Below are 25,275 nucleotides of genomic sequence, written 5' to 3'. Positions count from 1 at the left end.
TATTCTTTCAATAACTACAGGGATTCTTTGCGGTTTCACAGGTTTTCACATAATTTATTTGAAGTAGCACAATAGGTTAAATTACCTCAAAACGCTTCACCGCATCCTTTATGGCTTCCGCTTTCTCTGTCATCAGATGTTTACTCGGCTGTTTCAATTATGTTATCACTCAGCCAAAGATGTTCCGTAGGCTTTCTTCAGCTCTTCTTTCGTCATCTCCTGGACCTTGAATGTGGCGGTTCCGTTGCTGCTTTCCCAGGTAATGTGCAGACAGTTTTTGCCTTCTGCTTTTACGTCTCCGTATATGGTCAGTCCTGTATTTGCGAACCAGATCGCATAAACTGGTTTTCCTTTCCACATCCAGGCTTTCTGCTCTTCATTGTATTCCAAACCTAACGCCTTATATAGATAGCTATCGACTTCGGCCCAACATTCAATCTGGCCTGCAACCGAATTTTCCGCTGCCTCTGTATCCGCTTTTTTTTCGGGATTTTGTCCATCCTGTACAGTCGTGATCGTAAAATCCTCTGCTGCTGATTCTATGGCATTTCCCTGCTCGGCTGCTGTCACTTCATCAGACTCATCTGTCACAGTATCCGTGTCCCCATTTTTATAAATTTTAATCACAAGTTTTCCGTCTGCATCCATATAGCTCTCTGTATATGCCCATGCTGCCTGAGATGCTCCTGCCACACCGGCTGTTCCCAGAATTGCGGCACAGATTCCAAGTGCCAGCCCTTTTCTTCTGCATCTTTTTCCTGATTTGCCAGCGGTTAAGCCGTAAGCGTTCTTTCCTGTAAATACTGTTTTCTTCATAAAAAATGCTCCTTTCTTCTTTTGGGAATCTGTTCCCTTGATTACAATAAGAAGAATAGAGCATTTCCTTGTGTTCCATATGTAAGTTTTATGTGGTTTGTGTGGAGCCGCAAAACGGACATGTCGCCTATTGGCGACATCACCATATATGAAAGTCAGCTACTTGGCTCCTATGGGCGCTCCCACAGCTGCCGACCGCATTCGTAATCCGGGCTATCGCCCTACTTACTCATACGCTCCAGCCATAATGGACTTCGTTGCTTTCTTAATACAGAAAACGCAGGTTGGCGCAATATAAAGGCAGGCAGTGATCCAGGCGGTCTGGTCTGCGTAGCAGATGGCGGTAAATCCGAAGGTTCCCACAAATCCCAGGCTGACAATAGTTCTCGCCAGCATCTCCGTAACACCGGAAAAGACAGCTCTTGTGGAATATCCAAGTCCCTGCGTCACCATACGGGTAATATTGAGAATGCCAAGGCTCCAGTAAAAATATCCCATGCAGCGCAGATATTTGGCAGATGCGTCCAGCACATCTGCAGAGCTTTTGCTGACAAAAATCATGGAAAGAGGTCTTCCTGCAAAAATAAGCACAAGGCCGGCCAAAAGTCCATATCCTACCGCAACTGCCATGCCCTGCCTCAGTCCCTTGCGGATACGGTCCGGCTGCTTTGCCCCAAGATTCTGGCTGCAGAATACGGAGACAGCTGTTCCAATAGCATCGAAAGGACACATAGTAAACTGCTTGATCTTCATTCCCGCTGTAAATCCGGATACATACACGCTTCCAAGACCATTGTTTGCAGACTGCATCACCATACTGCCGATAGCGGTAATGGAGAACTGAAGTCCTGTGGGAATTCCCATCATAAGAAGCTCGCTTACCGCATCCTTATTTGCCGCACGGTGAGCCTTAGACAGCCAGAGAAGGTTCATTTTCTTCGCAATAAAAACAAGACACAAAATTCCGCTGATTGCCTGCGCTGTGATCGTCGCAATGGCAGCGCCTGCACAGCCCCACTTCAATACCACAATACAGAACAAATCCAGGAAAATATTCAAAATTGCGGACAAGGCCAGAAACATAAAAGGCGTCCGGCTGTCTCCAACGGACCTCAAAATGCTGGACAGGTAATTGTACAGCAGCGTAAACGGCATGCCCAGAAAAATAATCAGCAGATATGCATAGGCATTGTCATAAATGTCTTCCGGTACAGAAAGCATATGCAGGATCTGCGGGCAAAAAACAGAGCACAGCGCAGTAAGGATCACCGCAATTCCGGCAGTGAGAAGCGCTCCGTTAAAAACATAGTTCCTCATCTGATCCAGCTTGCCTGCGCCAAAATACTTTGCAATGGGAACCCCAAATCCGGTACAGCTTCCCATGCAAAAGCCCAGCACCAGAAACTGGATACTGCTGCTGGCACCAACGCTTGCCAGGGCCTTCGCCCCCAAAATCTGGCCTACAATAGCTGCATCAATAATGTTATAAGTCTGCTGAAGAAGATTTCCTATCAGCAGCGGAAAGGCAAACTGGAGCATCAGCTTCAGCGGATTTCCCTTGGTCATGGATGTTGACATTTTCTTTCACCTTCTGCTAAAAATTAACGTATGAGACAAAACCCTGATCCGCATGCAGATTCCTGTCTCCACTACAAAATTCTCAGCAATTATATCACCACTTTTCAAACTTTTCCATATAAATTCATGAAAAATCCAAAGAAATGCTATTTTAAATATCACCCTGTAAAGGTCATATTTTCTAGGGGCAGTTTCATTCGAAACAAAACCCCATTATCCGTATTTCGCAGTTCATATCCAGCGCCGTGCTGTTCCAGAATCTGCCGCACAATATAAAGTCCCAGGCCGCTGCCGCCGCTTTTCCGGTTTCTGGAGGAATCCACCCGGTAAAAGGCATCAAACACTCTTGAAAGCTCCGCATCCTCGATGTGTACCCCTGTATTTTCCACTTCCAGCCTCACAGTCTTATGCCCTTGGGTTTTCTCTTTGGCATCCACAGGATTGCCAGAACCCCTCAGGCAGCCTTCACAGGAAATTTCCTGTATTTCTTTATAAAGATTCACGCGAATCCGCTCTTTTTCCGGCGAATATCGCACCGCATTTACAAGAACATTCCGAAGTACCGTCTCCATCAGCGCCGGATCCACCCTGCACAGGCATTGATCCGGCAGCGTGATTTCCAGCTTCATGTTTTTCTGCTCAAAAAGCTCCGTCAGGTCAGCCAGCTGAAGTCTTACCAGTTCCGCCAGATCCAGTTCTTTTTTCTTCAGGGATAATCCGCAGGACTCCATTTTGGAAATCATCAGAATCTCCTGGACCATATTCTGCAGGGTCACCGTCACTTCCCTTGCCCTGGCAAGATATTTGTCCCGGTCTTTGTACACGCCAACATTCTGCTCCATGCCCTCGATCTGCCCTTTCAGGATCGTAACCGGGGTTTTCAGTTCGTGGGAAGCCGCGGCGAAAAACTCCATCCGTCTTCGCTCCAGTTCCCGTTCCTGTTCCATCTCATCCTTTAATTTCGCATTGGCACTTCTAAGGCTTTTCAACGCCTGATCCAGATTCTGTGCCATTGTATCCAGACTCCGGGAAAGTGTCCCAAGCTCATCTGTCCGTTTCATTTCCGTTCGCACAGAAAAATCCAGGCCCGCCATTTTATCCGAAGCAACTCCAAGCTTTCGGATAGGCTTTGACAAATATCTGGAATAAAAAAGGGAAATCACCAGAGAGATTCCAAATACGGTAAAAAGCATCCAGGGCAGAATCTGTCCAAGCGCTTCCACTGCCTGGTTCACAAGCTGGGTGGAACCAAATACAAACAGTGTATACCTGTTTTCACTGCCTTTAAAGGCAACCTCATAATGTCCCATCGCCTGTTGTTCCATCTCCTCTTCCACAGATCCCTCACCTTCTACTACGGTTCCAATAGTATCCCCATAGCTCACTTCCTGATCCGTCTGACCTTCCCAGTCACCCGACTCCGCCGCAGTGCTTTCTTCAGCAAATCCTTCTGTTACCGGTTGTTCTTCTTCGGATACAGAAGATGAAATTGTAACCTCACTGACAAGGCTTCCGTTCCCAAGCCACTCCCGGACAATCTCTCCTTTTTCATTTAAAAGGACAACCCGCGACTGGTTGGCATCGCTGAATTCCCCTATAATAGAAGCCGCATTCTTAAGGGAATAGCCAGACAGGGATTCCGCCAGATCCTTTGCCTTTGCCGCCAGGGTCCGGTTCAGGGAATCCGAATAACTCTGCGGCATAAATGCAGCTACAAAGCCATAGGAAATTCCGGAAACCGCCATCAGGATGATCATGGTGAGAAGAAATATTTTTATGCTAATTCTGCTTTTTATGTATTTTATCAATGCGGTATCCCACTCCTCTGATGGTATCAATATAATCAGCTTCCAGTTTCTTTCGAAGATTCTTAATGTGCGTATCTACAATTCGGTCCTCACCGAAATAATCCGCGCCCCACACAGCATCCAGAAGCTGGTTTCTTGTAAGCACACGCCCCTGGTTTTCCAGAAATTCCCGCAAAAGTTCAAATTCCTTCTGGGTAAGCTCCAGCTTCTTTGGCCCTTCCCATGCCTGGTAGCCTGCCAGATCCAGGCGCAGATTGCCATAGCACAGAAGATCTTCTGTATTTTCTTCTTTTGAAATTTTCCCGCTTCTTCGCAGCACTGCCCCGATTTTCCGCAAAAGGATCTGCATGGAAAAAGGCTTGGTCACATATTCGTCTGCCTGAAGGTCATAGCCTTTGATCTGATAGGCCTCATCGTCAAGTGCGGTAAGCATGATCACCGGAACCAGGGAAGACTGGCGTATCACCTCCAGTACGCCAAAGCCGTCAATCTTCGGCAGCATCACGTCCAGAAGCACAAGGTCGATCCGATCCTTTTCCTTTTCAAACAGGTTGATGGCTTCCACTCCATCGGAAGCTGCTAGCACCTGATAGCTTGCCTCTGCAAGATAATTCCCCAGAAGCTCCTGTATATCAAATTCATCCTCTACCACAAAAATACAGTTCATTTTCTCTCCTTCACGCCCATTCTTATAATCGGTATTATACTACACTAATATGGAGTTTGTGTGGAGATTTCGTTTTCGGAACGGTTGCCTTTGCAGCAGAGCGTATTTGAAAAAAGGCTTTCTGCAGGATATACGTCACAATTACTGATTTTCTTCCGTATCCTCCAGAATCCGAAGCCCCGCCGTGTCCGTTACGGGAAGGGAAAATACAATGGTTCCGGCCTTGGATGTGATTCCGGCTTTTTCCATGATTGCCTGCATGATCGCATTTTTCTGCTCAGATCTGGCAACGATCAGAACCAGTTCTTTCTCGGAGACAAGGGAAACGCCCAGAAACTGCTCTGCCCGCTTCATTCCCACTCCTTTTCCGTGAAGCACGGTACCTCCTGTGGCGCCGCCCTCTTCTGCTGCCTTCATCACTTGTGTGTTGTATCCGTAATTGGCAATTGCCACGATCAGTTCATGTCTGGTTTCCTTCAATGTGCTCTCCTCCTCTCTTACAAACTCCTGTCCCTGAACAAGAAATCCCAGTTCCCGCTTGCCGCCAATGCTGCTCATGGGAATCACAAATACAATTCCAGTTCCCGGCACATCAATGCGCAGCTGGTTCTGAAGGCTTTTTTTCACCTTTTTCCAGGTCGCTGCTGTTACAAAATGGAAACAGATGCTTTTCTCATCATCTTCCAGTCCCATATAATCCAGGATGGAACTGGATGCGGTTCCCATTCCAAGGGAAACGGTTCCAACCTCCACCTGGTTTTCCCGGTAAATTTTTTTAAACGCAGGCATATGCTTCCTGCTGGTGATGGTCACCATCATATATAATCCGCTCATGTCTCATTCCTCTCTGAATGCTTTCTTGGCTGTCGCCTCGGGCTTCCTAAAAAATGCTAAAGCGTGTTTGAAAAAGGCTTTCTGCAAGATGTGCGTCACAATTTGTGGGAGATTTTGCCCGGATGAGGGCGTCGTAGCGGGCTACGTAGGCCGAATTCGGGTGAAATATACCGCAAAGTGGGGCGTGCAGATTGCGGGAATGATTTTTCAAACAGACTCTAGAGCTCAATAATCTCCTCATCCCCAAGCTCGCCATACAGTTCCGCCACAGACTTCGGTACAGCCATGCCATCCGGCAGTGCCACTCTTTTCTCTTCTTTGCGCTTTTCCCCAAGCTCGCCGCCACGGATTCGGTAAACCAGACCAAGCACCTGCAGCGTGATCAGCGGAGTCATGGCTACCATAGCCACCACGCCAAACGCGTCTGTCACAATATTTCCGCCTACTGCCTGGCAGGCTCCCTGAGCCAGGGGAAGCAAAAAGGTAGCGGTCATAGGACCGGAAGCAACTCCACCGGAGTCAAAGGCAATAGCTGTAAAAATTTTCGGAACAAACAGACTGAGAATTAAGGCCACTGCATATCCCGGCACCAGAAAATAAAACACGGAAATCCCTGTAAGTACGCGGAGCATGGAGATTCCCACAGAAACCGCTACGCCCACAGACAGGCTGATCTGAATGGATTTGCCGGAAATAGCCCCGTCTGTCAGCTCTTCCACCTGCTTCATCAGCACATAAACCGCAGGCTCCGCTTTTACAATGAAATATCCGATCACCATTCCAAGCGGCACTAGAATCCAGTTCCATGGCAGGTTTCCAAGCACAGTTCCAAGATAATTTCCGGCAGGAATGAAGCCTACATTTGCTCCTGTGAGAAACAGCACAAGCCCTATATATGTATAGAACAAACCAAAAATAATCTTAAACAGCACATCCTTATTCAGTTTCAGGGACACCACCTGGAAAATCCCGAAAAATACAGTAATCGGGAAAAGAGACACTGCAATCTCCTTAAAATATTTCGGAAGAGCTGACGCAAACAGTCGTCCCAGTTCCACAGAATTCTCCACCTCAGTGACCGCCTCTGAGGTAAAAATCCCCTCAGTATGATACACAAGCCCCAGGATCAAAACTGCCAGAATGGGACCTATGGAACACAGCGCTACAAGTCCGAAGCTGTCATCCCCGGCATGCTTATCGTTACGGATGGCTGCGATACCAACACCCAGCGCCATAATAAAGGGAACGGTCATAGGTCCAGTGGTCACCCCGCCGGAATCAAAGGCCACTGCCAGAAAATTTTCCGGAACGAACATTGCAATGACAAAAACCAGAATATAAAAACAGAATAACAACGGCGGCAGCGCGATTCCAAACAGAATACGAAGCAATGCCACAACAAGAAATGCGCCAACTCCTAATGCCACTGATAAGATCAGCACCATATTCGGCACAGAGGAAACCTGTTCTGCAAGAACCTGCAGATCCGGTTCAGAAATCGTAATAATAAAACCAAGAACAAAACCAAGAATTACAATAAAGCCTAATTTCTTCGTGCGAAGCATACTGCCTCCCACATGCTCTCCCATAGGGGTCATGGACATTTCCGCGCCCATGGAGAAAAAGATCATGCCGATGATCACCAGCACCGATCCAATGAGAAATTCCACCAGAATACTGGGCGAGAGGGCCGCTATGGTAAACCCAAGCGCCAGAACGATCAGTACAATGGGCAGTACTGCGCTGATGGATTCCTTTGCCTTTTCTTTTGCATTTTCCTTTAGTACGGACGGATGCGTCCCGAACCTTCCAATTAATTTTCTTTTTTCCACATATACCTCCAATTCTTTATGCTCTGCTGCGGCTGATATGGATTATAGTACCATTTTTCCATAGGGTTCGCCATCTATAAATTAAAGATATATTCTTAACTTTTTATAAACAAAAACAGCCAGGGAAAAAATATAGTTTTATTCTATACTTCCCTGACTGTTATAATATTTCAATTCAGAACTGTTCCGTACTTTCACAGTTACTTTCGTTCTATTTTTCAGCCCACAATCACACCGCCGCCGATGACAACGTCTCCATCATACAAAACGGCAGCCTGTCCTTTGGTGATGGCTCTCTGGGATTCGTCAAAAATGATGTGCACTGTTTTTTCTCCGGTGACTTTTACGGTTGCCCACTGCTCCTTCTGGCGGTAGCGCACCTTGGCTTTGGCACGGAACTCTGCCGGGGGATTGTCAAAAGCGATGAAATTAAAGTCCTCCACATCCAGTTCCCGATGGAACAGATCCTCATTGTCACCAAGAATTACCCGGTTCTCTGCCGGGCAGATCTTTGTCACATAAACCGGCTTGCCAGCTGCAATGCCAAGACCTTTCCGCTGTCCCACGGTGTAGCCGATGATTCCTTTATGTTTGCCAAGAACGTTGCCGTCCTTGTCTGTAAAATCTCCTGCTGGATAGTCCTTACCTGTAAATCTGCGGATAAATCCTGCATAATCCCCATCTGGAACAAAGCAGATATCCTGGCTGTCCGGCTTATCTGCATTGAAGAAATTCTGCTCATCTGCAATCATACGGGTCTGGTGCTTGTTCATATCCCCAAGCGGGAACATGGTATGTGCCAGCTGCTCCTGGGTCAGGGAATAGAGCACATAGCTCTGGTCCTTGGCCGGGTCTGCGGCTTTTTTCAGAAGGTATCTGCCATCCTCACGCTGCTCGATTCTTGCATAATGGCCAGTCACAACATAGTGGCAGCCAAGCTCCTCTGCACGGTGATACAGGCTGTCGAATTTCAGATAGCGGTTGCAGTCAATACAGGGGTTTGGAGTTGCACCATTTTCATAAGCAGCTACAAACCGGTCCATGACCTGTTTCTTGAAATCTGCAGTAAAGTTAAAAACATAATAAGGGATTCCCAGATTGTGGGCTACGCTTCTTGCATCCTCCACATCATCTAAGGAACAGCAGCTTTTTTTGCGGCTGACGCCTGCATCCTCATTCTGGAAAAGCTTCATGGTCACGCCAATGCAGTCGTATCCATGCTCTTTCATCAGGTAAGCGGCTACGGAAGAATCCACGCCGCCGCTCATAGCGATCAGTGCCTTTTTCATGTTGTCTGACTCCATATATTTATACCTCGCGAATATTATTCTAAACGGGCGATTGCCCTGCTTGCTCCTACGTTTTAGTCTGAACCATATCCATGAATTCGCCTATACAAGCATAGTTCGTCTCCAGTTGCTGGCCAGGACTTTTACAGTTTACGTTTTGTATCATACACGTTTTTACAGCTCAAATTCCCGACTGCCTTTTACTTTCTCCTGCCAGTCAGCAGACATTCTCCGCAGATGCTCTACCACCTGTGGAATCACCTCCAGCATGTAATCCACTTCTTCTTCTGTATTAGATGCATCCAGGCTCAGCCTTAAGGATCCCTGGGCAATTTCCGGGGATCTTCCCAGTGCCAGCAGCACATGGCTCGGGTCCAACGCCCCCGAAGCGCACGCAGAGCCCGAGGAAGCACAAATACCCTTACTATCCAGAAGAAGGAGAAGACTTTCTCCGGAAACTCCCTCAAAACAGAAATTCACATTCCCCGGAAGCCGGTTTCCTGCCGGACCGTTTAAAATACAGTGCGGAATCTTGGAAAGCCCCTGGATCAGCCGATCCCGCATAGCAGAAATCTTCCGCGTATTTTCCTCCATCAGAACGCATTCTTCTTTCAGCGCAGCTGCCATTCCCATGATTGCCGGAACGTTCTCCGTACCCGGACGTTTTCCCCGTTCCTGACCGCCGCCCTCCATAAGACTGCGAAGCTCCATTCCTCTTCTGGCATACAATACGCCAATTCCCCTGGGGCCATGAAACTTATGTGCCGAAAGAGACAAAAGATCAATATTTTGTTTTTTCACATTCACAGGTATATGTCCAACAGCCTGCACAGCATCTGTATGAAAAAGTACTCCATGGGCACGGCACACTTCACCGATTTTAGCAATAGGAAGAATAGATCCAATCTCATTATTGGCAAACATTGTAGTAACAAGGCATGTATCCGGACGAATTGCCGCCTGTACCTGTTCTGCCGTAATATTTCCTTCCTCACCTGCATCCAGAAGCTCAACCTCAAATCCCTGCTCTTTCAGCTTTCTTAATGTGTAAAGCACTGCATGATGCTCAAACGCAGTAGAAATAATATGCTTCTTATTCTGCTTCTCACCAAGCATAGCCGCAGATATAATTGCCTGATTGTCAGATTCCGTTCCGCCTGATGTAAAATAAATCTCTTTTGGCGTACATCCAAGACAGCGTGCAATCTGCTCTCTTGCAGTCTGCAGTGCATCATTTGCTTCCATACCGATCTGGTGAAGACTGGATGGATTCCCGTAAGTATTTTCCATTGAGGAAACCATAGCCTCCATAGCCTTATGGCTTATTTTAGTTGTTGCCGCATTGTCTGCATATATTCTGTCCATATCTCAAAATCCTCTATTAATTAGAAACCCATTTTTTCTTATAAAATGGACATGTTGGCTGCCATCTGGGACTTTCACAGTAATCATTTACAACATAGGCGCAAACAATCTCAGTATGCTCTGCATTGCCCGCACTGCAATATTTCTGCCTCTGCAGAATTCCAGTGTCACTGGATTGCAGTAATCCAGGGTATCTGTAAAGTCTTTTTTAATGTCCCCGATCACCTTGTTGCGGTAAATCCACACTCCATCCTCAAAGTGAAGATAAAGGCTGCGGTAATCCAGGTTAATCGTTCCCACCACGCCAATCTCATCATCGCACACAAAGGACTTTGCATGAAGAAATCCCGGCTGATACTCATAAATCTTTACCCCAGCCTCAAGCAGCTGCTCATAGTAAGACTGGGTAAGAAGAAATACCAGCTTCTTGTCCGGAATTCCCGGTGTCATCAGACGCACATCCACACCGCTCTTCGCCGCAAGGCAAAGGGCAGTCATCATCTCATTGTCGATAACCAGATAGGGCGTACAGATGTACACATAATCTCTGGCACGATTGATGATGTTCAGATAAACATTCTCACCCACTGTCTCATTGTCCAAAGGGGAATCGCAGAAAGGCTGGATAAATCCATCCCCCTCAAAAGCCTCCGGGTGCCATACATGGGGCAGATATTCCTCCAAGCTGCTGTCCTGGCGATTATTGGTTACCACATTCCACATGTGAAGGAACATGGCGGTCATATTCCAGACTGCCTCGCCTTTCAGCATGACAGCTGTATCTTTCCAGTGGCCGAAGCGCTCCTTCTGGTTAATGTACTCATCTGCCAGGTTCACCCCGCCTGTAAATCCCACGTAACCGTCAATGATACAGAATTTCCTGTGGTCACGGTTGTTCTGGATAATGTTCAGGATCGGACGGAAAGGATTGAACACCTGACACTTGATGCCCTTCGCCCGCATGGTTTCATAATATTTATGAGGAAGTGTGGTAAGACAGCCCATGTCATCATAGATCAGACGGACGTCCAGCCCTTCCTTAACTTTCTTCTCCAGAATATCCAGAATGGTTCTCCACATGACCCCATCATGGATAATAAAATATTCAATAAAAATGTAATGCTGCGCCTGCTCCAGTTCCTTCACAAGAACCGGGAACATATCGTCTCCCACCTGGAAATATTCCGCTGTGGTGTTTCCATGGGCAGGATAGCCGGAATTCCGATATATATAGTCCGACTGATTGCAGGCAGAGGCATCTTCCATTCTTAGCTGTTCATGAAGGTCAGGTTCTGTCTGCAAAAGATTGCTGGATTTCGCCAGCATATCATTAAACCGCTCCTGCATATAAGCCGCAATTCTGGAACGTCCAAATACCAGATAAAGAACAAGGCCAAATACAGGCAGGCACAAAATCAGCATGGTCCAGGCCAGTTTATACGAGGGATTGATCTTTCGGTTTACAATCACCAGAACCACAAGAATACTGATTGCATCCAACGCGATAGACATATATCTGGAATAGCCTGCAAGGCGGAGAAAGATGGTCAGCAGCCAGCCAAGCTGTACTGCCATCGCAAATACCACATAAAAAATCCGGTTAAACAGAAGCTTGGCAATTTTCTTCAGAATCATCATAAGTCTTTCTTTCCCTCATTTAAAAATCCCTGACTGAATGCAGCCAGGGATTTTTGCGCACAATTAATTATATTTACGTTTTCTTGCGGCTTCAGATTTTTTCTTACGACGAACGCTTGGTTTCTCGTAATGCTCTCTTTTGCGGATTTCCTGCTGGATACCTGCTTTTGCGCAGCTTCTCTTGAATCTGCGAAGAGCGCTATCTAAAGTCTCGTTTTCTTTTACGATAACGTTTGACATAGACTCACACCTAACCTCCCTCCAGTTGTAGATTGTGCTAAAATACAACTGTCTGGGTATTTTTCTTGCACGAACATTATTATATATCATACAGTCGGGGTTCGTCAACAACTTTTGGTTTAATTTTACAAAAAATTTTGACGAATTTCCCGCAGGCCAGGGTGCAGTTATGAACAGATCTTCTAGTGAAGCTGTCCTTCCAGGATTCCGGCAACTGCTGCAATGGCTTCATCTGCTTTTTCCGGATTCTTTCCGCCGGCCTGAGCCATGTTCGGACGGCCGCCGCCGCCACCGCCAACGATAGCTGCCACTGCCTTGATCAGGTTGCCCGCATGTGCTCCTGCTTTCTGTGCGGAATCCGTAGCCATTGCAAGAAGGCTTACCTTGCCCTCGTTCACTGCTGCAAGAACTACAACGCCCTCACCAAGCTTCTCTTTAAGCTGGTCACCAAGATCACGAAGTCCGTTCATGTCAACGCCCTCTACCTTGGCAGCAAGAAGCTTCACGCCTTTTACTTCCACAACCTGGTTCATAACATCCCCAAGAGATCCCTGAGCCAGCTTGCTCTTCAGAGACTCGTTCTCGCTTGCAAGAGCTTTCATCTCACCCTGAAGGTGTGCAATCTTCTCAACCATCTCAGAAGGAGTGGTCTTCAGAGCCTTAGCAGCCTCGTGAAGAAGTGCTTCCTGTTTCTTATAGTATTCCAGAACGCCGCTGCCAGTCAGTGCCTCAATACGGCGCACGCCTGCAGCGATACCGGACTCAGATACGATCTTGAACAGCATAATGGAGCTTGTGTTTGCAACGTGGGTACCGCCGCAAAGTTCTTTGGAGAAATCGCCCATGGATACCACACGTACCTTCTGGGAATACTTCTCGCCGAACAGTGCCATAGCGCCGGATTTCTTTGCTTCCTCAACGCCCATGATGTCTGTGTGGACCTCAAGGCCAGCCTGGATCTGCTCATTTACGATTTTCTCTGTTTTCTCAATCTCCTCAGGTGTCATAGCTGTAAAGTGAGCGAAGTCAAAACGAAGTCTGTCCGCAGTTACCAGGGAACCTTTCTGCTCTACATGGGAACCAAGAACCTCTTTCAGGGCTTTCTGAAGAAGGTGTGTTGCACTGTGGTTCTTCTCGATGTCTTTTCTTGCGGCAACGTTTACTTTCAGGGAAACAGTCTCACCCTTGGAGATCATGCCGGATTCCATATGTCCTACATGGCCGAATTTGCCGCCGCGAAGCTTGATGGTATCTTCCACAACGAATCTGCCGTTTGCAGTCTCGATCACACCGGTATCTCCAACCTGTCCGCCCATGGTAGCGTAGAAAGGTGTTTTCTCTACGAAAATGGTGCCTTTCTGGCCTTCCATCAGGGAATCCACGATCTCATCCTCTGTTGTGAGAACAGTAACCGGGGACTCAAAGGAAAGGTGGTCATATCCAACAAACTCTGTGGTTACAGAGGTGTCGATCTGGTCATATACAGTTGCGTCAGCACCCATATAGTTGGTTACCTCACGGGAGGAACGTGCTTTCTCTCTCTGCTCATCCATAGCAGCCTTGAAGCCTTCCTCGTCGATCTCATAGCCTTTTTCCTCAAGGATCTCCTTGGTCAGGTCAAGAGGGAATCCGTAGGTGTCATATAATTTGAATGCGTTCTCGCCGGAAAGAGTCTTCTCTCCTGCTGCATTCATAGCTTCTTCCATATCTGCCAGGATGCGAAGTCCCTGGTCGATGGTCTTGCCAAACTGATTCTCCTCGTTGGTAAGAACGTTGAAGATGAACTCTTTCTTCTCTTCCAGCTCTGGATATCCGTCTTTGGAACCGCTGATCACTTCTGCACTTAAGGTTGCAAGGAAGTTGCCCTCGATTCCAAGAAGTCTTCCGTGTCTTGCTGCACGGCGGATCAGACGGCGAAGTACGTATCCTCTTCCCTCATTGGTCGGCATGATTCCATCGGAAATCATGAATGTAGCGGAACGGATATGGTCTGTGATCAGACGGATGGAAACGTCGTCCTCATGGTGTACGCCGTATTCCTTGCCTGAAATCTTGCTTACCAGGTTACGAAGGGAACAGATGGTGTCTACATCGAAAATAGAATCTACGTCCTGGACAACAACTGCCAGACGCTCAAGTCCCATACCGGTATCAATGTTCTTCTGCTTCAGGGTTGTGTAGTTGCCGTTTCCGTCATTCTCAAACTGGGTAAATACGTTGTTCCATACTTCCATGTAACGGTCGCAGTCGCATCCTACTGTACATCCTGGCTTGCCGCAGCCGTATTTCTCTCCGCGGTCATAGTAGATCTCTGAACATGGACCGCATGGACCTGCGCCATGCTCCCAGAAGTTGTCCTCTTTGCCGAATTTGAAAATACGCTCTGCCGGAATTCCGATTTCTTTGTTCCAGATATCGAAAGCCTCGTCATCCTCAAGGTATACAGACGGGTAAAGACGGTTCGGATCCAGTCCAACTACCTCTGTTAAAAACTCCCAGGACCAGTGAATGGCTTCTGTCTTAAAGTAATCTCCAAAAGAGAAGTTTCCAAGCATCTCGAAGAAGGTACCGTGACGTGCTGTCTTACCTACATTCTCGATATCGCCTGTACGGATACATTTCTGACAGGTACTTACTCTTGTACGCGGTGGTTTCTCTGCTCCTGTGAAATATGGTTTCAGTGGTGTCATTCCTGCGTTGATCAGCAGGATGCTTTTATCGCCCTGTGGAACCAATGGAAAGCTTTTCAGTACAAGATGTCCCTTGCTCTCCATGAAATCCAGAAACATTTTTCGAAGTTCGTTTACTCCGTATTTCTTCATTTCAAATCTCCTCCTACGCAATAAAGAAGTGCATTTCCTCTTTGGGTGCAGAAGCCGCAGCTGCTGCACCGGAAATGCTTGCATAGTCTATATGATATCATAGATCTTTATTACGGTCAAAATTATTTTGTAAATACTTTATTGAATTTCTTCTTTCCTCTCTTGAGGACAACGCCGTCACCTGTAAGGGCATCCTTGGAAAGTACATGCTTGATGTCCATTACTTTCTCGCCGTCTACAGAAACGCCGCCCTGCTCGATGGCTCTTCTTCCCTCGGAACGGGTGGTTACCAGTGCGGATTTTACAAGAAGGCTGATCAGGTCGATGTTTCCTTCCTCATCAAAATCCTCTGCTGCAAGCTCAGTAGTTGGCATATGCTCTGTGTCTGCTCTGCCTGCGAAAAGGGCCTTTGCCCCTGCTTCTGCTTTCTTTGCTTCCTCAGTTCCGTGAACAAGCTCGGTCAGCTGGAATGCAAGGATCTCTTTTGCCTTATTCAGCTGGCTGCCTTCCCATTTCTCCATCTCCTGGATTTCTTCTAACGGAAGGAAAGTAAGAAGCTTCATGCATTTGATCACGTCTGCGTCATCTACATTTCTCCAGTACTGATAGAAATCAAATGGAGAGGTCTTATTCGGATCAAGCCATACAGCGCCGGACTGTGTTTTGCCCATCTTCTTGCCCTCAGAGTTCAGAAGAAGGGTGATGGTCATAGCGTATGCATCTTTGCCAAGCTTACGGCGGATCAGCTCTGTACCGCCGAGCATGTTGCTCCACTGGTCATCGCCTCCAAACTGCATGTTGCAGCCGTATTTCTGGTACAGCATGTAGAAATCGTAGCTCTGCATGATCATGTAATTGAATTCCAGGAAGCTTAAGCCTCTTTCCATACGCTGCTTGTAGCACTCAGCAGTCAGCATACGGTTGACGGAAAAGTGGGCGCCAACCTCGCGAAGAAGCTCTACATAGTTCAAATTCATCAGCCACTCTGCATTGTTTACCATGAGTGCCTTGCCATCGGAAAAATCAATAAAACGCTCCATCTGTTTCTTGAAGCAGTCGATATTGTGCTGGATGGTTTCCTTGGTCAGCATCTGACGCATATCGGTTCTTCCGGATGGGTCACCGATCATACCGGTTCCGCCTCCAAGAAGGGCGATTGGTCTGTTTCCTGCCATCTGAAGACGCTTCATCAGGCAAAGTGCCATGAAATGTCCTACATGAAGGCTGTCTGCGGTAGGGTCAAATCCAATATAGAAGGTGGCCTTACCGTTGTTTACCATTTCCTTGATCTCATCTTCGTCTGTTACCTGGGCGATCAGCCCTCTGGCTTTCAGTTCTTCCCAAACTGTCATGTTATTTTCCTCCTGAATAAAAAAATACCCGGTTCCTTTTGTCCCTTTAGGACGAGAACCGGGTCCCGCGTTACCACCTAAATTCACAGAAAGCTCGCACTTCCTGCCTCGATAAGTGACTGTACTGAACATAATGTCCGCATCCATTCAAACGTGCTGTCTGTACCGATGCTTCCCGCCTCTTCAGAACGATCACCCCGGCATGATAACGTATGCCACTCCGTTGCAGCCTACTTGGTACGCTCCTGCATTCCTTTATCACAGGAAAACCGTTCGGTGCAAAGCTCCGGGATGTATTCGCCTGTATTCTTCTCTGGGGTTCTGCATGCGCCTCTCACCATCCGGCAGCTCTCTGTAAGCTCTTCCCAGGGCTACTTGTTCCCTTCAAAGCCTTTGTCTTTTAATACTTGCAAGTATACAAAGGCTGTCTGTTTTTGTCAAGGAATTTACCGGGATGCTTTCACAACTTAACGTATTACAGTAATTATAAAGATACTTTTTCAAACAGGCTTCAAGGACTCCCACACGCCTTTTTCTTCGAAATCTCTGGCAGCCTTCGCAGCACCCTCCACGATTTTCGGATCATACTCCAGCATATCCAGAAGCCGGATGGCATTTCTCGAGGTCGCCCGTCCTTTTTTCAGGATATAGGAAAATACCACTTCTTTTTCCTTTACTTCTTCCTCGAAATGATAGTTGTCATACAAGTCCTCTAAAATGTACGACAGCTCAATATCATGAGTTGCCGCAAAAGGAAGCACCCAGTTCTGATGAAGAGATGCCAGAATCTGGGAGGACGCCGCAATGCGCTCGATGGTATTGGTTCCCCGAAGTACCTCGTCAACGATGCAAAGAAGCGGCTCTGGCTTTTTGCTCTCATCCAAGATTCTTTTCAGGGATTTGATCTCCACAATGAAATAGCTCTCTCCGCTTTCCATATCATCCCGAAGAGCCATGGATGTCATCACCTTCAAAAAAGGTGCCCGGTAAGAAGAGCAGGTGCAGGTTCCAAGAGTCTGGGCCAGAATGCTGTTCATTGCCACATTTTTCAGGAAGGTGGACTTGCCGGATGCGTTGGAGCCAGTCACAAGGGTTCCGCCGGATACCTGGAAGCTGTTGGCAACTGCCTCTGTAAGTAAAGGATGGTAAAGGTCCTCCACCTGCATCTGGATCCGGGAAGCAGTCCAGGTATGTTCACCCGCCCTATTCTCCGAAATCCCGGTAGCTTTCCAGGTATCATGTGCTTTCTCTTGGAGCCTGGAACTTTCCTTTTTCTGATGTCCATCCACAAACTCCGGCCGGCACCACAGAGAAAGCATTTCCCGGAAAGAGGCAATGGAAATACAGGCGTCCAGTTCCCCAATATTGTCAATCAGCTTCATAATCGCTTCCGTTTTTCCCTGTACTTCTTTCAGCAGACTGTTGTACACCAGAATATCCACATGCGTCAGAAGCCGGACATACTCCATCACGATCTGGGAGGGATCCCCTCCGTCCGTATTTTTGCTGGTCAGGAAAAAGGACTTGCGGCTAAGTCCTGCAAAGGCTGCTTTCGCCTCCGCGATGGCTTCCATCTGCTCTTTTACCTCTGGCCATTTTACATTCTTCATCTCTTCCGCCACGGAAAGCATGCGAAGCAGATGGGTAAAACAGTCCAGATAGGCTTCAATCAGGCTTCTGTCATTTCCCGTATAATAAATGGTAATGTTCGCCACCATAAGCACCAGAAATATGAAAAATCCCACCAGCGGATTCAAAGGGAGAAGCACAGCCAGATCCAGCAGGATCAATGTCAGCATGAATACATGGATCCCTGTTTTCACCTTAGGAGAACTGTTTAAGGCCAGCACCGTATCGGACAGGGAACCCAGCCTTGTTTTTCCCACCTTGGAAAGATGCAGCTGCATTTCCTCCCGTTCCTTTGTATGAGAGGAAAAAAACTCCACCAGCTTTTCCCGTTCCTCCAGTTCTTCCCTGGAAAATACAGGACGCCGCATCATATCATAAAGCACATCCTCTCCCGGTGAGGAAACAGTCTGGTTCACCATTTTATACAGGCGGTCCATATCCAGATCATTCCAGGTAATGTCGTCTATAACAAAATCCTCTTTTTCTTTTCTGCGAAAATAATGGGAAATCTGCTCCAGGTCTCCTGCTTCATACTGTCTTTTGGAGGGCTTTCCCCAGTTTCTGCGGATCCGCTCCAGGGTGTTGTTTTTGATCTTCCGATTCTCATAAAAGATCCATAAAACAAATAGCAGGACTAAGCCTGCTATTGTCAGGATCGCGGATAAATAGGGATTCATCCTTTCTCCTCTCTTATACCCAGTCTACAAAGAATGTGTGATCCTTGTAAACTTCATATACAACCTTATCGAAATTTAAGGGCTGTTTCGCGAAAGCAGAATTCATCATGAAATACTTGTAGTTGAAATCCTTGGCCTTCATGCCGCTTACCTTGCGGGCGGTTCCTTTGAGCACGTAAGCATTGAAGCTGTCAAGAGCCTCTTGTGCTGCCTTGTAGGCACTTGCGCGGTCCTCAAACTGTCCGTTGAGACGTTTCTGAAGGGAACCGTTTGTGACTACGGAGTACTGTCCTTTCTGATAAACCACATAGCGAACGTCAGACGGGAAACCTGCATCCAGGGTTCTGTTCAGAACGGTAAGGGCAACTGCCTTCATGCCTGCAAGTCCCTGATCTCCTGCTTCTGTCTCACACACAGCTGCCAGAATGTCAAGATTGGATTTTGCTCCATTTGCAATTCCGGTATGTGTATTAAACTGACTCAGAATGGTATAATTGCGTTTGTGCTTCTGGTCATACCATGTGAAAGTGCTGCCTGTGGTCGTACTGCTCTGTTTCTCTGTTGCCACTCCATTACTGTCAAAGACGTAGGTCTTGCCGCTGATGGCAGCAGTGGTATTCATGTACATAACAGCGGAAGAAGTATTGAAATAATATTTCTTTCCGTTCAGGGTCAGCCAGCCGGTCTGAGCCTTACCGTTGCTTGGGTTAAAGTAATAATGTCTGGAACCTACATGTCCAAAGCCCTTCTCATAGCGCACGCCGCTTTTCTTGGAAAAATAATAGTAGCTTCCGCTTATTTTCTTCAGTCCGGTGTAGGCAATTCCGTTGCTTGTATTAAAATAATAGCTGTATTTGGTTTTGGAATCTTTATACCAGCCTGTTTTCATGGTACCATTGCTGTTAAAATAACGTTTCTGGCCTTTGGAATCTGTAAGCCAGCGACCTTTTATCATTGCGCCAGAACCACTGGTGAAATAATACTTCTTTTTGTTCAGGGTCAGCCAGCCGCGAACCATTCTTCCGTTGGAAGGATTAAAATACCTGGTAACGGTGGAACTTTTCAAAAATCCAGTGACCATTGCACCGGAGCCTCTGGTAAAATAGCGGACGTTTCTTCCTTTCGTATCTTTCTGCCAGCCCTTTAGCTGAACGCCCGTCTTGGCATCAAAATAATATTTCCTTCCTTTCAGGGTCAGCCAGCCCTTGTGCTTGGCACCGCTTGATGTTATGTAATAGGTCTTGCCGTTTATGGTCTTAAATCCAGCTGTAGCAGCCTGTACATCCTTTGATGTCATTGGCATGGCAAGAAGAACCAGCAGAACAAAAAGCGCCAGTACAGAAAACCAGTTTCCTTTTTTACTCTCTCTTTTCATAACAGATGTCCTCTCCATTTCAATCACTCCCCATGAGCGTGCCTCCAATTTCCCCCCGGAGCCGCACACTCTACCCCCAATGTGTGATTGGTAACTGTTCAATACCTTCACATTCACTGTGATTGTTACTTTCTGACAAATGAATATGTCAATTTTGTTGCAAAGATTACAAAAATATTAAATTCATAATTATTATAGCTAATTTTTGTTTTTCTGTCAACTGCTTTGTCACACAGGAGCTGTCCCTTCCATATGATGAACTGTAAACATTTTCTGGAGGTTTCAGGCATGAGTGATTTAGCTGCAACAAACTGTGGCTGTGGTGAGGAAAGATCCGGATGCGGATGCAACAACGGATGTGGATGCGGCAATGACAATGGCTGCGGATGCGGACTTTCCAACTGGGGAAATGGCTCCTGCGGATGCAACATTCTGTGGATCATTATTCTTCTTTGCGCATGCGGCGGAAACGGTTTCGGATGCAACAACGGATGCGGCAACGGAAATGGTGACTGCTGCTGGATCATCATTATCCTTCTGCTCCTTTGCGGCGGCTTAGGAAACGGATGCGGATGCTGATGTGACATTGCAAATCGGGACAGAGGCGCGGGGCCTCTGTCCCTTTTTCATAAGCGCTTCGGATTTTTTCCTGTTCTCCGCCGAAGCAATTTCAGCAATCGTTTTCTCTTTTATTTCATTTTTCCTTCCAGGTTTTTACTGGTGCCGACCTGACATCCGGCCATTTTTCTTTCTCTGGTTTTCTTCATTCTCTTTGTCTTTCTGCTGGTTCTTTCTGCGGACGCATTCCAGATCCAGTTCGTAAATCGCGTTTCCATCTATGATCAGCTTTTCATTTTCTCTTCTCATGATCATCCCTCCTGGTATGCCACGAATGATTTTCAAACACGCGGGCTACGACAACCGAATTCGGGTGAAATATACCGCAAAGTGGGGCGTGCAGATTGCGGGAATGATTTTTCAAACACGCTCTAATATAACATATGTCAAAAGGCAGTTTCCCGACATATTTTAATAATAAAAACATAGATTAGAAAAGGGATTTTTATGGAGTCAGAATTTATTGCCCAGACTGCATTGGATCAGATGGTCGGAACAGACCAGGGTCAGCTTTTAAAAGCACTGATTCCTTATCTTCCGCCCAGGGAGCAGCAGCTTTTTTCCCTGTACGCCAAGGCAAAGGAATTTTCCAATGCTGTAAATCTTTTCGGAAGCCAGGCGCAGCCTATGCGCATGCAGGCGGTTTCCGCCTCACAGCCTGTAGACATTCTCAACGACCTGCGCAGATACTGCTTCGGAAATACCAGAAGAACTCTGGATCAGATTACAAATATGATGGCTATGGTAGAAATGATCAAGGTGATGAACAGTACTGTGCCAGAGGACAGCTGTGAAGAGGAGCGGCAGTAATTGCTGTCATTATAGGTCATATCCATGAATTCGCCTGCCCAAATATGTTTCATGGCTGCCGTCAGGAGAAATTGGATTAAGCAGGCCTAATCAACTGCCGTCCAGGATTTTTATCTCAGACAGAAAGGTGTGATTTTTTTGGAAGAAAACTGGCAGGACAATCCAAAGCTTGCGGGAATGGACAGAAGCAAGCTTGACATGCTTCAGCAGATGGCACAGCAGGGCGCAGGAAAATCCCCCTCCGACCTGCTTCCCTTCATTATGAACGCTGCTGCCAAAGGAAAAAGCGCAGGACTTCGCTTCAACCCCAACGAGATCAATACCATCATCGAAGTGCTGAAAATGGGAAAAAGCCCCCAGGAGCGGGCAAAATTGGATCAGGTGGTAAATCTGATGAAAATGATGCGATAAGGAAAAAGAGGGCCCTGGATTCTTTGTGAACCCCTGGTCCTCCTTTTTCATAAGCCATGTTTCCACAGCCCATTATTCCTCTGTGAAACTGCCGCCTATCGTCAGCCAGGCTCTATCCTTTGCGGTCTCTTCTGACTGTGTTGTTCCTCTACGAAGCTTCCGTTTATCGTCGGCATATCCCTTTAGTCATTTTTCTCGATGCCTTCCATGATACATTCCCGAAGAAGCACCAGCGCACTTGCCACTGCCTGCTGGCGGATCTTGGTCCGGTTTCCGGTGAAATGGTATTCTCTGGTAATGGTCTGTCCATTGTAGCAGCAGCCCATAAACACAGTGCCAACCGGAGTCTCCTTGGTTCCGCCGTCAGGGCCTGCAAGCCCTGTAATGGAAAGGCAGATATCTGCATCTGAGTTTGCGCAGCCGCCTTTTGCCATCTCCTTGGCACACTTCGCGGAAACTGCACCTTCTGTCTTCAAAGTGGACTTCTTCACGCCCAGACATTTTCTCTTGGCACGGTTGCTGTAAGTAACAAAACCGTGAGTAAATACCTGAGACGCTCCTGGAACATTGACAATACGCGCCGCAATGGCACCGCCTGTGCAGGACTCCGCAAGAGCCAGGGTCAGTCCCTGATCCCGCAGCATATCCACAACAGATTCCTCCAGGGTCTTCTCAGCTTCAAGGGCAAAAATATTTTTGCCAAAACGTCTTTTCAGTTCTCTTACCACCGGCTTGATCAGCTTTTTACATTCCTTCTCATCCTCACCCTTGGCTGTGATCCGAAGATGAACCTCTCCGGTTTTGGCATATGGAGCAAGGGTAGGATTGGTCTGTGCCTCGATCATATCCTGAATATCCGCAGCGACCTGACTCTCGCCGATTCCGCAGATCTTCACAACCTGGGAGCAGATGATCTCCGGCTGTTTCTTGCGAAGATAAGGGAAAACAGACTCCTCAAACATAGGGATCAGCTCATTGGGCGGTCCAGGAAGAAGGATAGCGGTTTTGCCATCTTTTTCAAGGATCAGTCCCGGTGCTGTACCGTTGTGGTTATCAATTACAAGAGCACCCTTTGGTACCTGTGCCTGCTTGTAATTGTTGGTTGTGATCCGTCTGTCCGGGTGATTTTTCTCATATTCTTTCATGTAGCGCTCAATACGCTTGCGGGAATGCGGATCCTCCTCAAGGGGCAAACCCATCACCTCTGCGCAGACCTCTTTGGTCAGGTCATCCTCAGTAGGTCCAAGGCCGCCGGAAAGAATTACCACATCTGAGCGATCCAGAGCGGATGCAATCACGGCTTTCATTCTGTCATGATTGTCTCCCACCACTGTCTCATAATAAACAGACAGCCCAAGCTGCGCCATCTGCTCGGACAGATAGGCACTGTTGGTATTTACAATGTTGCCAAGCAATATTTCGGTTCCTACTGCTACAAGTTCTGCAATCATCTGTATCCCTCTTTTCTGATTGTGATTATTTCAAAAGCCGCTGATTTACTGGGTAAACTGCGGCTTTTTCATATCATCTTATGAATCTTGGGTTTCAAAATTCTGTCATATAGATTAAAACAACAATATATTAGGCTTACAGCCTGTTTGAGAAAGGCTCTAGAGCCTGTTTGAAACACGCTCTAAGCTTTCCTGCACAGGATTACTCCTGCATGGAAATCACATTTTTATTCTGCACAATATAGGTGATCAGGGAAATCACAGTCAGTGCCAGTGACAGCCAGATAAAAATATTGGTCAGAATCTCAAAAATTCCGCCAAAATTCAGAATCAGCAGAATGATCATCACCATCTGGGAAGCAGTCTTAAATTTGCCCCAGTAGTTTGCGGCAATTACCACTCCGTTCTCAGCTGCGATCAGTCTGAATCCGCTGATAATAAATTCTCTTGCGATCACAACAATCACCATCCATGCAGGCAGGCGGTCCAGCTCGATCATGCAGATCAAAGCCGAACAAACAAGCAGCTTGTCCGCAAGGGGATCCATAAATTTACCAAAGTTGGTGACCAGATTATACTTACGTGCCAGTTTGCCGTCAAACCAGTCTGTAATGCTTGCCGCAGCAAAAATAACAAGACAGATATAACGGTTGGCTTCCCCGCCCCATCCAGTCAGAATAAATAATACAAAAAACGGTACCATAATCATTCTGGCAACAGTCAGCTTATTCGGTGTATTCATTCTCCAGCTCTCCTATCAAATCATACTCCAGAGCACCTGTAACCCGTACTCTTGCAAAATCTCCGGTCATAAGAAGTTCGCCTGTCTGTACAAAAATATAGCCGTCAACCTTAGGCGCATCTCCGTAAGTACGTCCAATATACGCACTTTCACCGGATACCTTGCCCTCGATCATAACAGTCAGTACCTGACCTACGCGATTCTCACCCTTCTCCAGAGAAATCTCCTGCTGAAGTTCCATGATCTCATCTCGTCTGGCTTCCTTGACTTCTTCGGGAATCTGATCCTCCATAGTCGCTGCCGGGGTATCCTCCTCTGCGGAATATGGGAAAACACCAAGGCGGTCGAACTCGATTTCGTCCACAAACTCCATCAGTTCTTCGTGGTCTTCCTGGGTCTCTCCAGGGAAACCGCTGATCAGACTGGTACGAAGGAAAATATCCGGAATCTCACGGCGCAGCTTGCCAATAATGTCCACAAGCTCCTGCTTGGTGGTGCGGCGTCCCATACGTTTCAGCACGCGGTCGCTGGCATGCTGAATAGGAAGATCCAGATAATGGCAGATCTTCTTCTCTTCCTTCATGGTCTGAATCAGTTCATCATAAATCTCCTCCGGATAACAGTATAAAATACGGATCCAGCGGATTCCTTTAATCTTGCAAAGCTCTTTCAAAAGCACATGCAGGGATTTCTTTCCGTAAAGATCCTTGCCGTAAAGAGTAGTCTCCTGTGCAACCAGGATCAGCTCCTTTACGCCCTGTTCGGCAAGTGACTGTGCTTCCTTCACCAGCTGTTCCATAGGAACGCTTCGGTAGCTTCCCCTGAGCTTGGGGATAATACAGTACGTACAGTGCTTGTCACAGCCCTCTGCAATCTTCAGATATGCAAAATGGCCGCCAGTGGTCAGCATACGCTTGCCGGAAATATTGGGAAGAAAATCAATGCTCTTGTATTCTTCGAAGTGCCTGCCTGCCTCAGCTTCCTTAACAGCTTTGATAATATCGCCGTAGGAAGTAGTTCCAAGGATTGCATCCACCTCCGGTATTTCCTCTGAAATCTCTTTCTTGTAGCGCTGTGCCATGCATCCGGTGACGATCAGGACCTTGCAGGTTCCTGCCTTTTTCTTCTCTGCCATCTCAAGAATGGTATTGACACTCTCTTCCTTGGCATCTCCAATGAAGCAGCAGGTATTTACAATAATCACCTCTGCCTCATCTTCATCGTCCACAATCTGATGTCCGTCTGCTGCCAGCATTCCAAGCATTTCCTCAGAATCTACCAGGTTCTTATCACATCCAAGGGAAATGAACAATAATTTCAT

At 47.1% G+C, this 25,275-nt stretch carries 23 protein-coding genes and 2 pseudogenes; 5 read left to right on the top strand and 20 right to left on the bottom strand.

The window, feature by feature from the left end; genetic code table 11:
* Nucleotides 1-165: 165 nt before the first annotated feature.
* From OCV70_RS16450 to OCV70_RS19920, 6 genes are all read right to left on the bottom strand, one after another.
* Complete coding sequence (locus tag OCV70_RS16450; RefSeq protein WP_173767524.1) at nt 166-816, bottom strand: hypothetical protein; 651 nt, start codon at nt 814-816, stop codon at nt 166-168.
* Nucleotides 817-1,041: 225 nt separating this feature from the next.
* A complete protein-coding gene (locus OCV70_RS16445) occupies nt 1,042-2,394 on the bottom strand; it encodes an MATE family efflux transporter (protein ID WP_173767526.1) in 1,353 nt (450 codons plus the stop codon).
* A 158-nt stretch (nt 2,395-2,552) separates the two neighbouring features.
* Complete coding sequence (locus OCV70_RS16440; RefSeq protein WP_173767528.1) at nt 2,553-4,202, bottom strand: sensor histidine kinase; 1,650 nt, start codon at nt 4,200-4,202, stop codon at nt 2,553-2,555.
* Entirely contained in the window at nt 4,174-4,869 is a 696-nt protein-coding gene (locus OCV70_RS16435) for a response regulator transcription factor (protein WP_021926277.1), read from the bottom strand. The genes OCV70_RS16440 and OCV70_RS16435 overlap by 29 nt, the downstream gene beginning before the upstream one ends.
* Before the next feature lie 141 nt (nt 4,870-5,010).
* Nucleotides 5,011-5,703, bottom strand: a complete 693-nt coding sequence (locus OCV70_RS16430; protein WP_021926278.1) for a P-II family nitrogen regulator — start codon at nt 5,701-5,703, stop codon at nt 5,011-5,013.
* 46 nt (nt 5,704-5,749) lie between these two features.
* Complete coding sequence (locus OCV70_RS19920) at nt 5,750-5,872, bottom strand: DUF6783 domain-containing protein (RefSeq protein ID WP_317259479.1); 123 nt, start codon at nt 5,870-5,872, stop codon at nt 5,750-5,752.
* On the opposite strand from OCV70_RS19920, the pseudogene OCV70_RS19915 reads away from it, so the two are divergent.
* Nucleotides 5,831-5,935: pseudogene (locus tag OCV70_RS19915) on the top strand (DUF6783 domain-containing protein); the annotation flags it as partial. The gene OCV70_RS19920 and the pseudogene OCV70_RS19915 sit on opposite strands and share 42 nt — an antisense overlap.
* Here OCV70_RS19915 and OCV70_RS16425 read toward each other — a convergent pair.
* The 9 genes from OCV70_RS16425 to OCV70_RS16385 all read right to left on the bottom strand — a co-directional run bounded on the left by OCV70_RS16425 (nt 5,922) and on the right by OCV70_RS16385 (nt 19,922).
* Complete coding sequence (locus tag OCV70_RS16425) at nt 5,922-7,517, bottom strand: DUF1538 domain-containing protein (RefSeq protein WP_173767578.1); 1,596 nt, start codon at nt 7,515-7,517, stop codon at nt 5,922-5,924. The pseudogene OCV70_RS19915 and the gene OCV70_RS16425 overlap by 14 nt on opposite strands.
* 236 nt (nt 7,518-7,753) lie before the next feature.
* Complete coding sequence (gene mnmA / locus OCV70_RS16420) at nt 7,754-8,839, bottom strand: tRNA 2-thiouridine(34) synthase MnmA (protein WP_021924682.1); 1,086 nt, start codon at nt 8,837-8,839, stop codon at nt 7,754-7,756.
* A 159-nt stretch (nt 8,840-8,998) separates the two neighbouring features.
* A complete protein-coding gene (locus OCV70_RS16415; protein WP_021924683.1) occupies nt 8,999-10,189 on the bottom strand; it encodes a cysteine desulfurase family protein in 1,191 nt (396 codons plus the stop codon).
* 87 nt (nt 10,190-10,276) lie between these two features.
* Nucleotides 10,277-11,827 carry a cardiolipin synthase gene (gene cls / locus OCV70_RS16410; protein WP_021924684.1) on the bottom strand — a complete coding sequence of 517 codons (1,551 nt, stop codon included), beginning with the start codon at nt 11,825-11,827 and terminating at the stop codon, nt 10,277-10,279.
* Between the two features lie 63 nt (nt 11,828-11,890).
* Nucleotides 11,891-12,067, bottom strand: coding sequence for a 30S ribosomal protein S21 (rpsU, locus tag OCV70_RS16405; protein WP_004222305.1), 177 nt, complete (start codon nt 12,065-12,067; stop codon nt 11,891-11,893).
* Nucleotides 12,068-12,249: 182 nt separating this feature from the next.
* Nucleotides 12,250-14,889: an alanine--tRNA ligase gene (gene alaS, locus OCV70_RS16400; protein ID WP_021924685.1), complete on the bottom strand. Its 2,640-nt coding sequence runs from the start codon at nt 14,887-14,889 to the stop codon at nt 12,250-12,252.
* Nucleotides 14,890-15,011: 122 nt separating this feature from the next.
* Nucleotides 15,012-16,241: a tyrosine--tRNA ligase gene (gene tyrS / locus OCV70_RS16395; RefSeq protein WP_262579890.1), complete on the bottom strand. Its 1,230-nt coding sequence runs from the start codon at nt 16,239-16,241 to the stop codon at nt 15,012-15,014.
* Between the two features lie 500 nt (nt 16,242-16,741).
* Nucleotides 16,742-18,547: a MutS-related protein gene (locus tag OCV70_RS16390; RefSeq protein ID WP_262579889.1), complete on the bottom strand. Its 1,806-nt coding sequence runs from the start codon at nt 18,545-18,547 to the stop codon at nt 16,742-16,744.
* 13 nt (nt 18,548-18,560) lie between these two features.
* Nucleotides 18,561-19,922, bottom strand: a complete 1,362-nt coding sequence (locus tag OCV70_RS16385; RefSeq protein ID WP_262579888.1) for a cell wall hydrolase — start codon at nt 19,920-19,922, stop codon at nt 18,561-18,563.
* A 288-nt stretch (nt 19,923-20,210) separates the two neighbouring features.
* On the opposite strand from OCV70_RS16385, the gene OCV70_RS16380 reads away from it, so the two are divergent.
* On the top strand, nt 20,211-20,501 hold the full coding sequence (locus OCV70_RS16380; protein WP_021924689.1) for a hypothetical protein: 291 nt from the start codon (nt 20,211-20,213) through the stop codon (nt 20,499-20,501).
* 135 nt (nt 20,502-20,636) lie between these two features.
* On the opposite strand, the gene OCV70_RS16375 is transcribed toward OCV70_RS16380, so the two are convergent.
* Both OCV70_RS16375 and OCV70_RS20260 read right to left on the bottom strand, forming a co-directional pair.
* Nucleotides 20,637-20,789 carry a hypothetical protein gene (locus tag OCV70_RS16375; protein WP_173767532.1) on the bottom strand — a complete coding sequence of 51 codons (153 nt, stop codon included), beginning with the start codon at nt 20,787-20,789 and terminating at the stop codon, nt 20,637-20,639.
* The gene (locus OCV70_RS20260) at nt 20,773-20,883 is read right to left on the bottom strand and encodes a DUF6783 domain-containing protein (RefSeq protein WP_317259478.1); all 111 of its coding nucleotides are present in this window, start codon (nt 20,881-20,883) and stop codon (nt 20,773-20,775) included. Before OCV70_RS20260 ends, OCV70_RS16375 begins: the two co-directional genes overlap by 17 nt.
* On the opposite strand from OCV70_RS20260, the pseudogene OCV70_RS20255 reads away from it, so the two are divergent.
* The 3 genes and pseudogenes from OCV70_RS20255 to OCV70_RS16365 form a co-directional block, all read left to right on the top strand.
* Nucleotides 20,842-20,955, top strand: a pseudogene (locus tag OCV70_RS20255) (DUF6783 domain-containing protein); the annotation flags it as partial. The gene OCV70_RS20260 and the pseudogene OCV70_RS20255 overlap by 42 nt on opposite strands.
* Before the next feature lie 32 nt (nt 20,956-20,987).
* The gene (locus OCV70_RS16370; RefSeq protein WP_117851981.1) at nt 20,988-21,350 is read left to right on the top strand and encodes a hypothetical protein; all 363 of its coding nucleotides are present in this window, start codon (nt 20,988-20,990) and stop codon (nt 21,348-21,350) included.
* A gap of 138 nt (nt 21,351-21,488) precedes the next feature.
* Nucleotides 21,489-21,761 (top strand): hypothetical protein, encoded by a 273-nt coding sequence (locus OCV70_RS16365; RefSeq protein ID WP_021924691.1) that lies wholly within the window; start codon nt 21,489-21,491, stop codon nt 21,759-21,761.
* 182 nt (nt 21,762-21,943) lie between these two features.
* On the opposite strand, the gene OCV70_RS16360 is transcribed toward OCV70_RS16365, so the two are convergent.
* The 3 genes from OCV70_RS16360 to rimO all read right to left on the bottom strand — a co-directional run bounded on the left by OCV70_RS16360 (nt 21,944) and on the right by rimO (nt 25,275).
* Complete coding sequence (locus OCV70_RS16360) at nt 21,944-23,212, bottom strand: competence/damage-inducible protein A (protein ID WP_021924692.1); 1,269 nt, start codon at nt 23,210-23,212, stop codon at nt 21,944-21,946.
* Between the two features lie 202 nt (nt 23,213-23,414).
* Nucleotides 23,415-23,954 (bottom strand): CDP-diacylglycerol--glycerol-3-phosphate 3-phosphatidyltransferase, encoded by a 540-nt coding sequence (pgsA, locus tag OCV70_RS16355; protein ID WP_021924693.1) that lies wholly within the window; start codon nt 23,952-23,954, stop codon nt 23,415-23,417.
* Nucleotides 23,938-25,275, bottom strand: coding sequence for a 30S ribosomal protein S12 methylthiotransferase RimO (gene rimO / locus OCV70_RS16350; protein ID WP_021924694.1), 1,338 nt, complete (start codon nt 25,273-25,275; stop codon nt 23,938-23,940). The genes pgsA and rimO overlap by 17 nt, the downstream gene beginning before the upstream one ends.

Source organism: Blautia acetigignens, assembly GCF_025566865.1.
GTDB lineage: Bacteria > Bacillota > Clostridia > Lachnospirales > Lachnospiraceae > Blautia_A > Blautia_A acetigignens.
The sequence above is the reverse complement of the archived record's forward strand: the minus strand, read 5'-3'. Positions and strand labels throughout refer to the sequence as shown.

Coding starts and splice junctions, on each gene's coding strand:
- OCV70_RS16450 (WP_173767524.1), bottom strand. CDS start 816: ATGAAGAAAACAGTATTTACAGGAAAGAACGCTTACGGCTTAACCGCT.
- OCV70_RS16445 (WP_173767526.1), bottom strand. CDS start 2,394: ATGTCAACATCCATGACCAAGGGAAATCCGCTGAAGCTGATGCTCCAG.
- OCV70_RS16435 (WP_021926277.1), bottom strand. CDS start 4,869: ATGAACTGTATTTTTGTGGTAGAGGATGAATTTGATATACAGGAGCTT.
- OCV70_RS16430 (WP_021926278.1), bottom strand. CDS start 5,703: ATGAGCGGATTATATATGATGGTGACCATCACCAGCAGGAAGCATATG.
- mnmA (WP_021924682.1), bottom strand. CDS start 8,839: ATGGAGTCAGACAACATGAAAAAGGCACTGATCGCTATGAGCGGCGGC.
- OCV70_RS16415 (WP_021924683.1), bottom strand. CDS start 10,189: ATGGACAGAATATATGCAGACAATGCGGCAACAACTAAAATAAGCCAT.
- cls (WP_021924684.1), bottom strand. CDS start 11,827: ATGATGATTCTGAAGAAAATTGCCAAGCTTCTGTTTAACCGGATTTTT.
- rpsU (WP_004222305.1), bottom strand. CDS start 12,067: ATGTCAAACGTTATCGTAAAAGAAAACGAGACTTTAGATAGCGCTCTT.
- alaS (WP_021924685.1), bottom strand. CDS start 14,889: ATGAAGAAATACGGAGTAAACGAACTTCGAAAAATGTTTCTGGATTTC.
- tyrS (WP_262579890.1), bottom strand. CDS start 16,241: ATGACAGTTTGGGAAGAACTGAAAGCCAGAGGGCTGATCGCCCAGGTA.
- OCV70_RS16390 (WP_262579889.1), bottom strand. CDS start 18,547: ATGAATCCCTATTTATCCGCGATCCTGACAATAGCAGGCTTAGTCCTG.
- OCV70_RS16385 (WP_262579888.1), bottom strand. CDS start 19,922: ATGAAAAGAGAGAGTAAAAAAGGAAACTGGTTTTCTGTACTGGCGCTT.
- OCV70_RS16380 (WP_021924689.1), top strand. CDS start 20,211: ATGAGTGATTTAGCTGCAACAAACTGTGGCTGTGGTGAGGAAAGATCC.
- OCV70_RS16375 (WP_173767532.1), bottom strand. CDS start 20,789: ATGAGAAGAGAAAATGAAAAGCTGATCATAGATGGAAACGCGATTTAC.
- OCV70_RS16370 (WP_117851981.1), top strand. CDS start 20,988: ATGGAGTCAGAATTTATTGCCCAGACTGCATTGGATCAGATGGTCGGA.
- OCV70_RS16360 (WP_021924692.1), bottom strand. CDS start 23,212: ATGATTGCAGAACTTGTAGCAGTAGGAACCGAAATATTGCTTGGCAAC.
- pgsA (WP_021924693.1), bottom strand. CDS start 23,954: ATGAATACACCGAATAAGCTGACTGTTGCCAGAATGATTATGGTACCG.
- rimO (WP_021924694.1), bottom strand. CDS start 25,275: ATGAAATTATTGTTCATTTCCCTTGGATGTGATAAGAACCTGGTAGAT.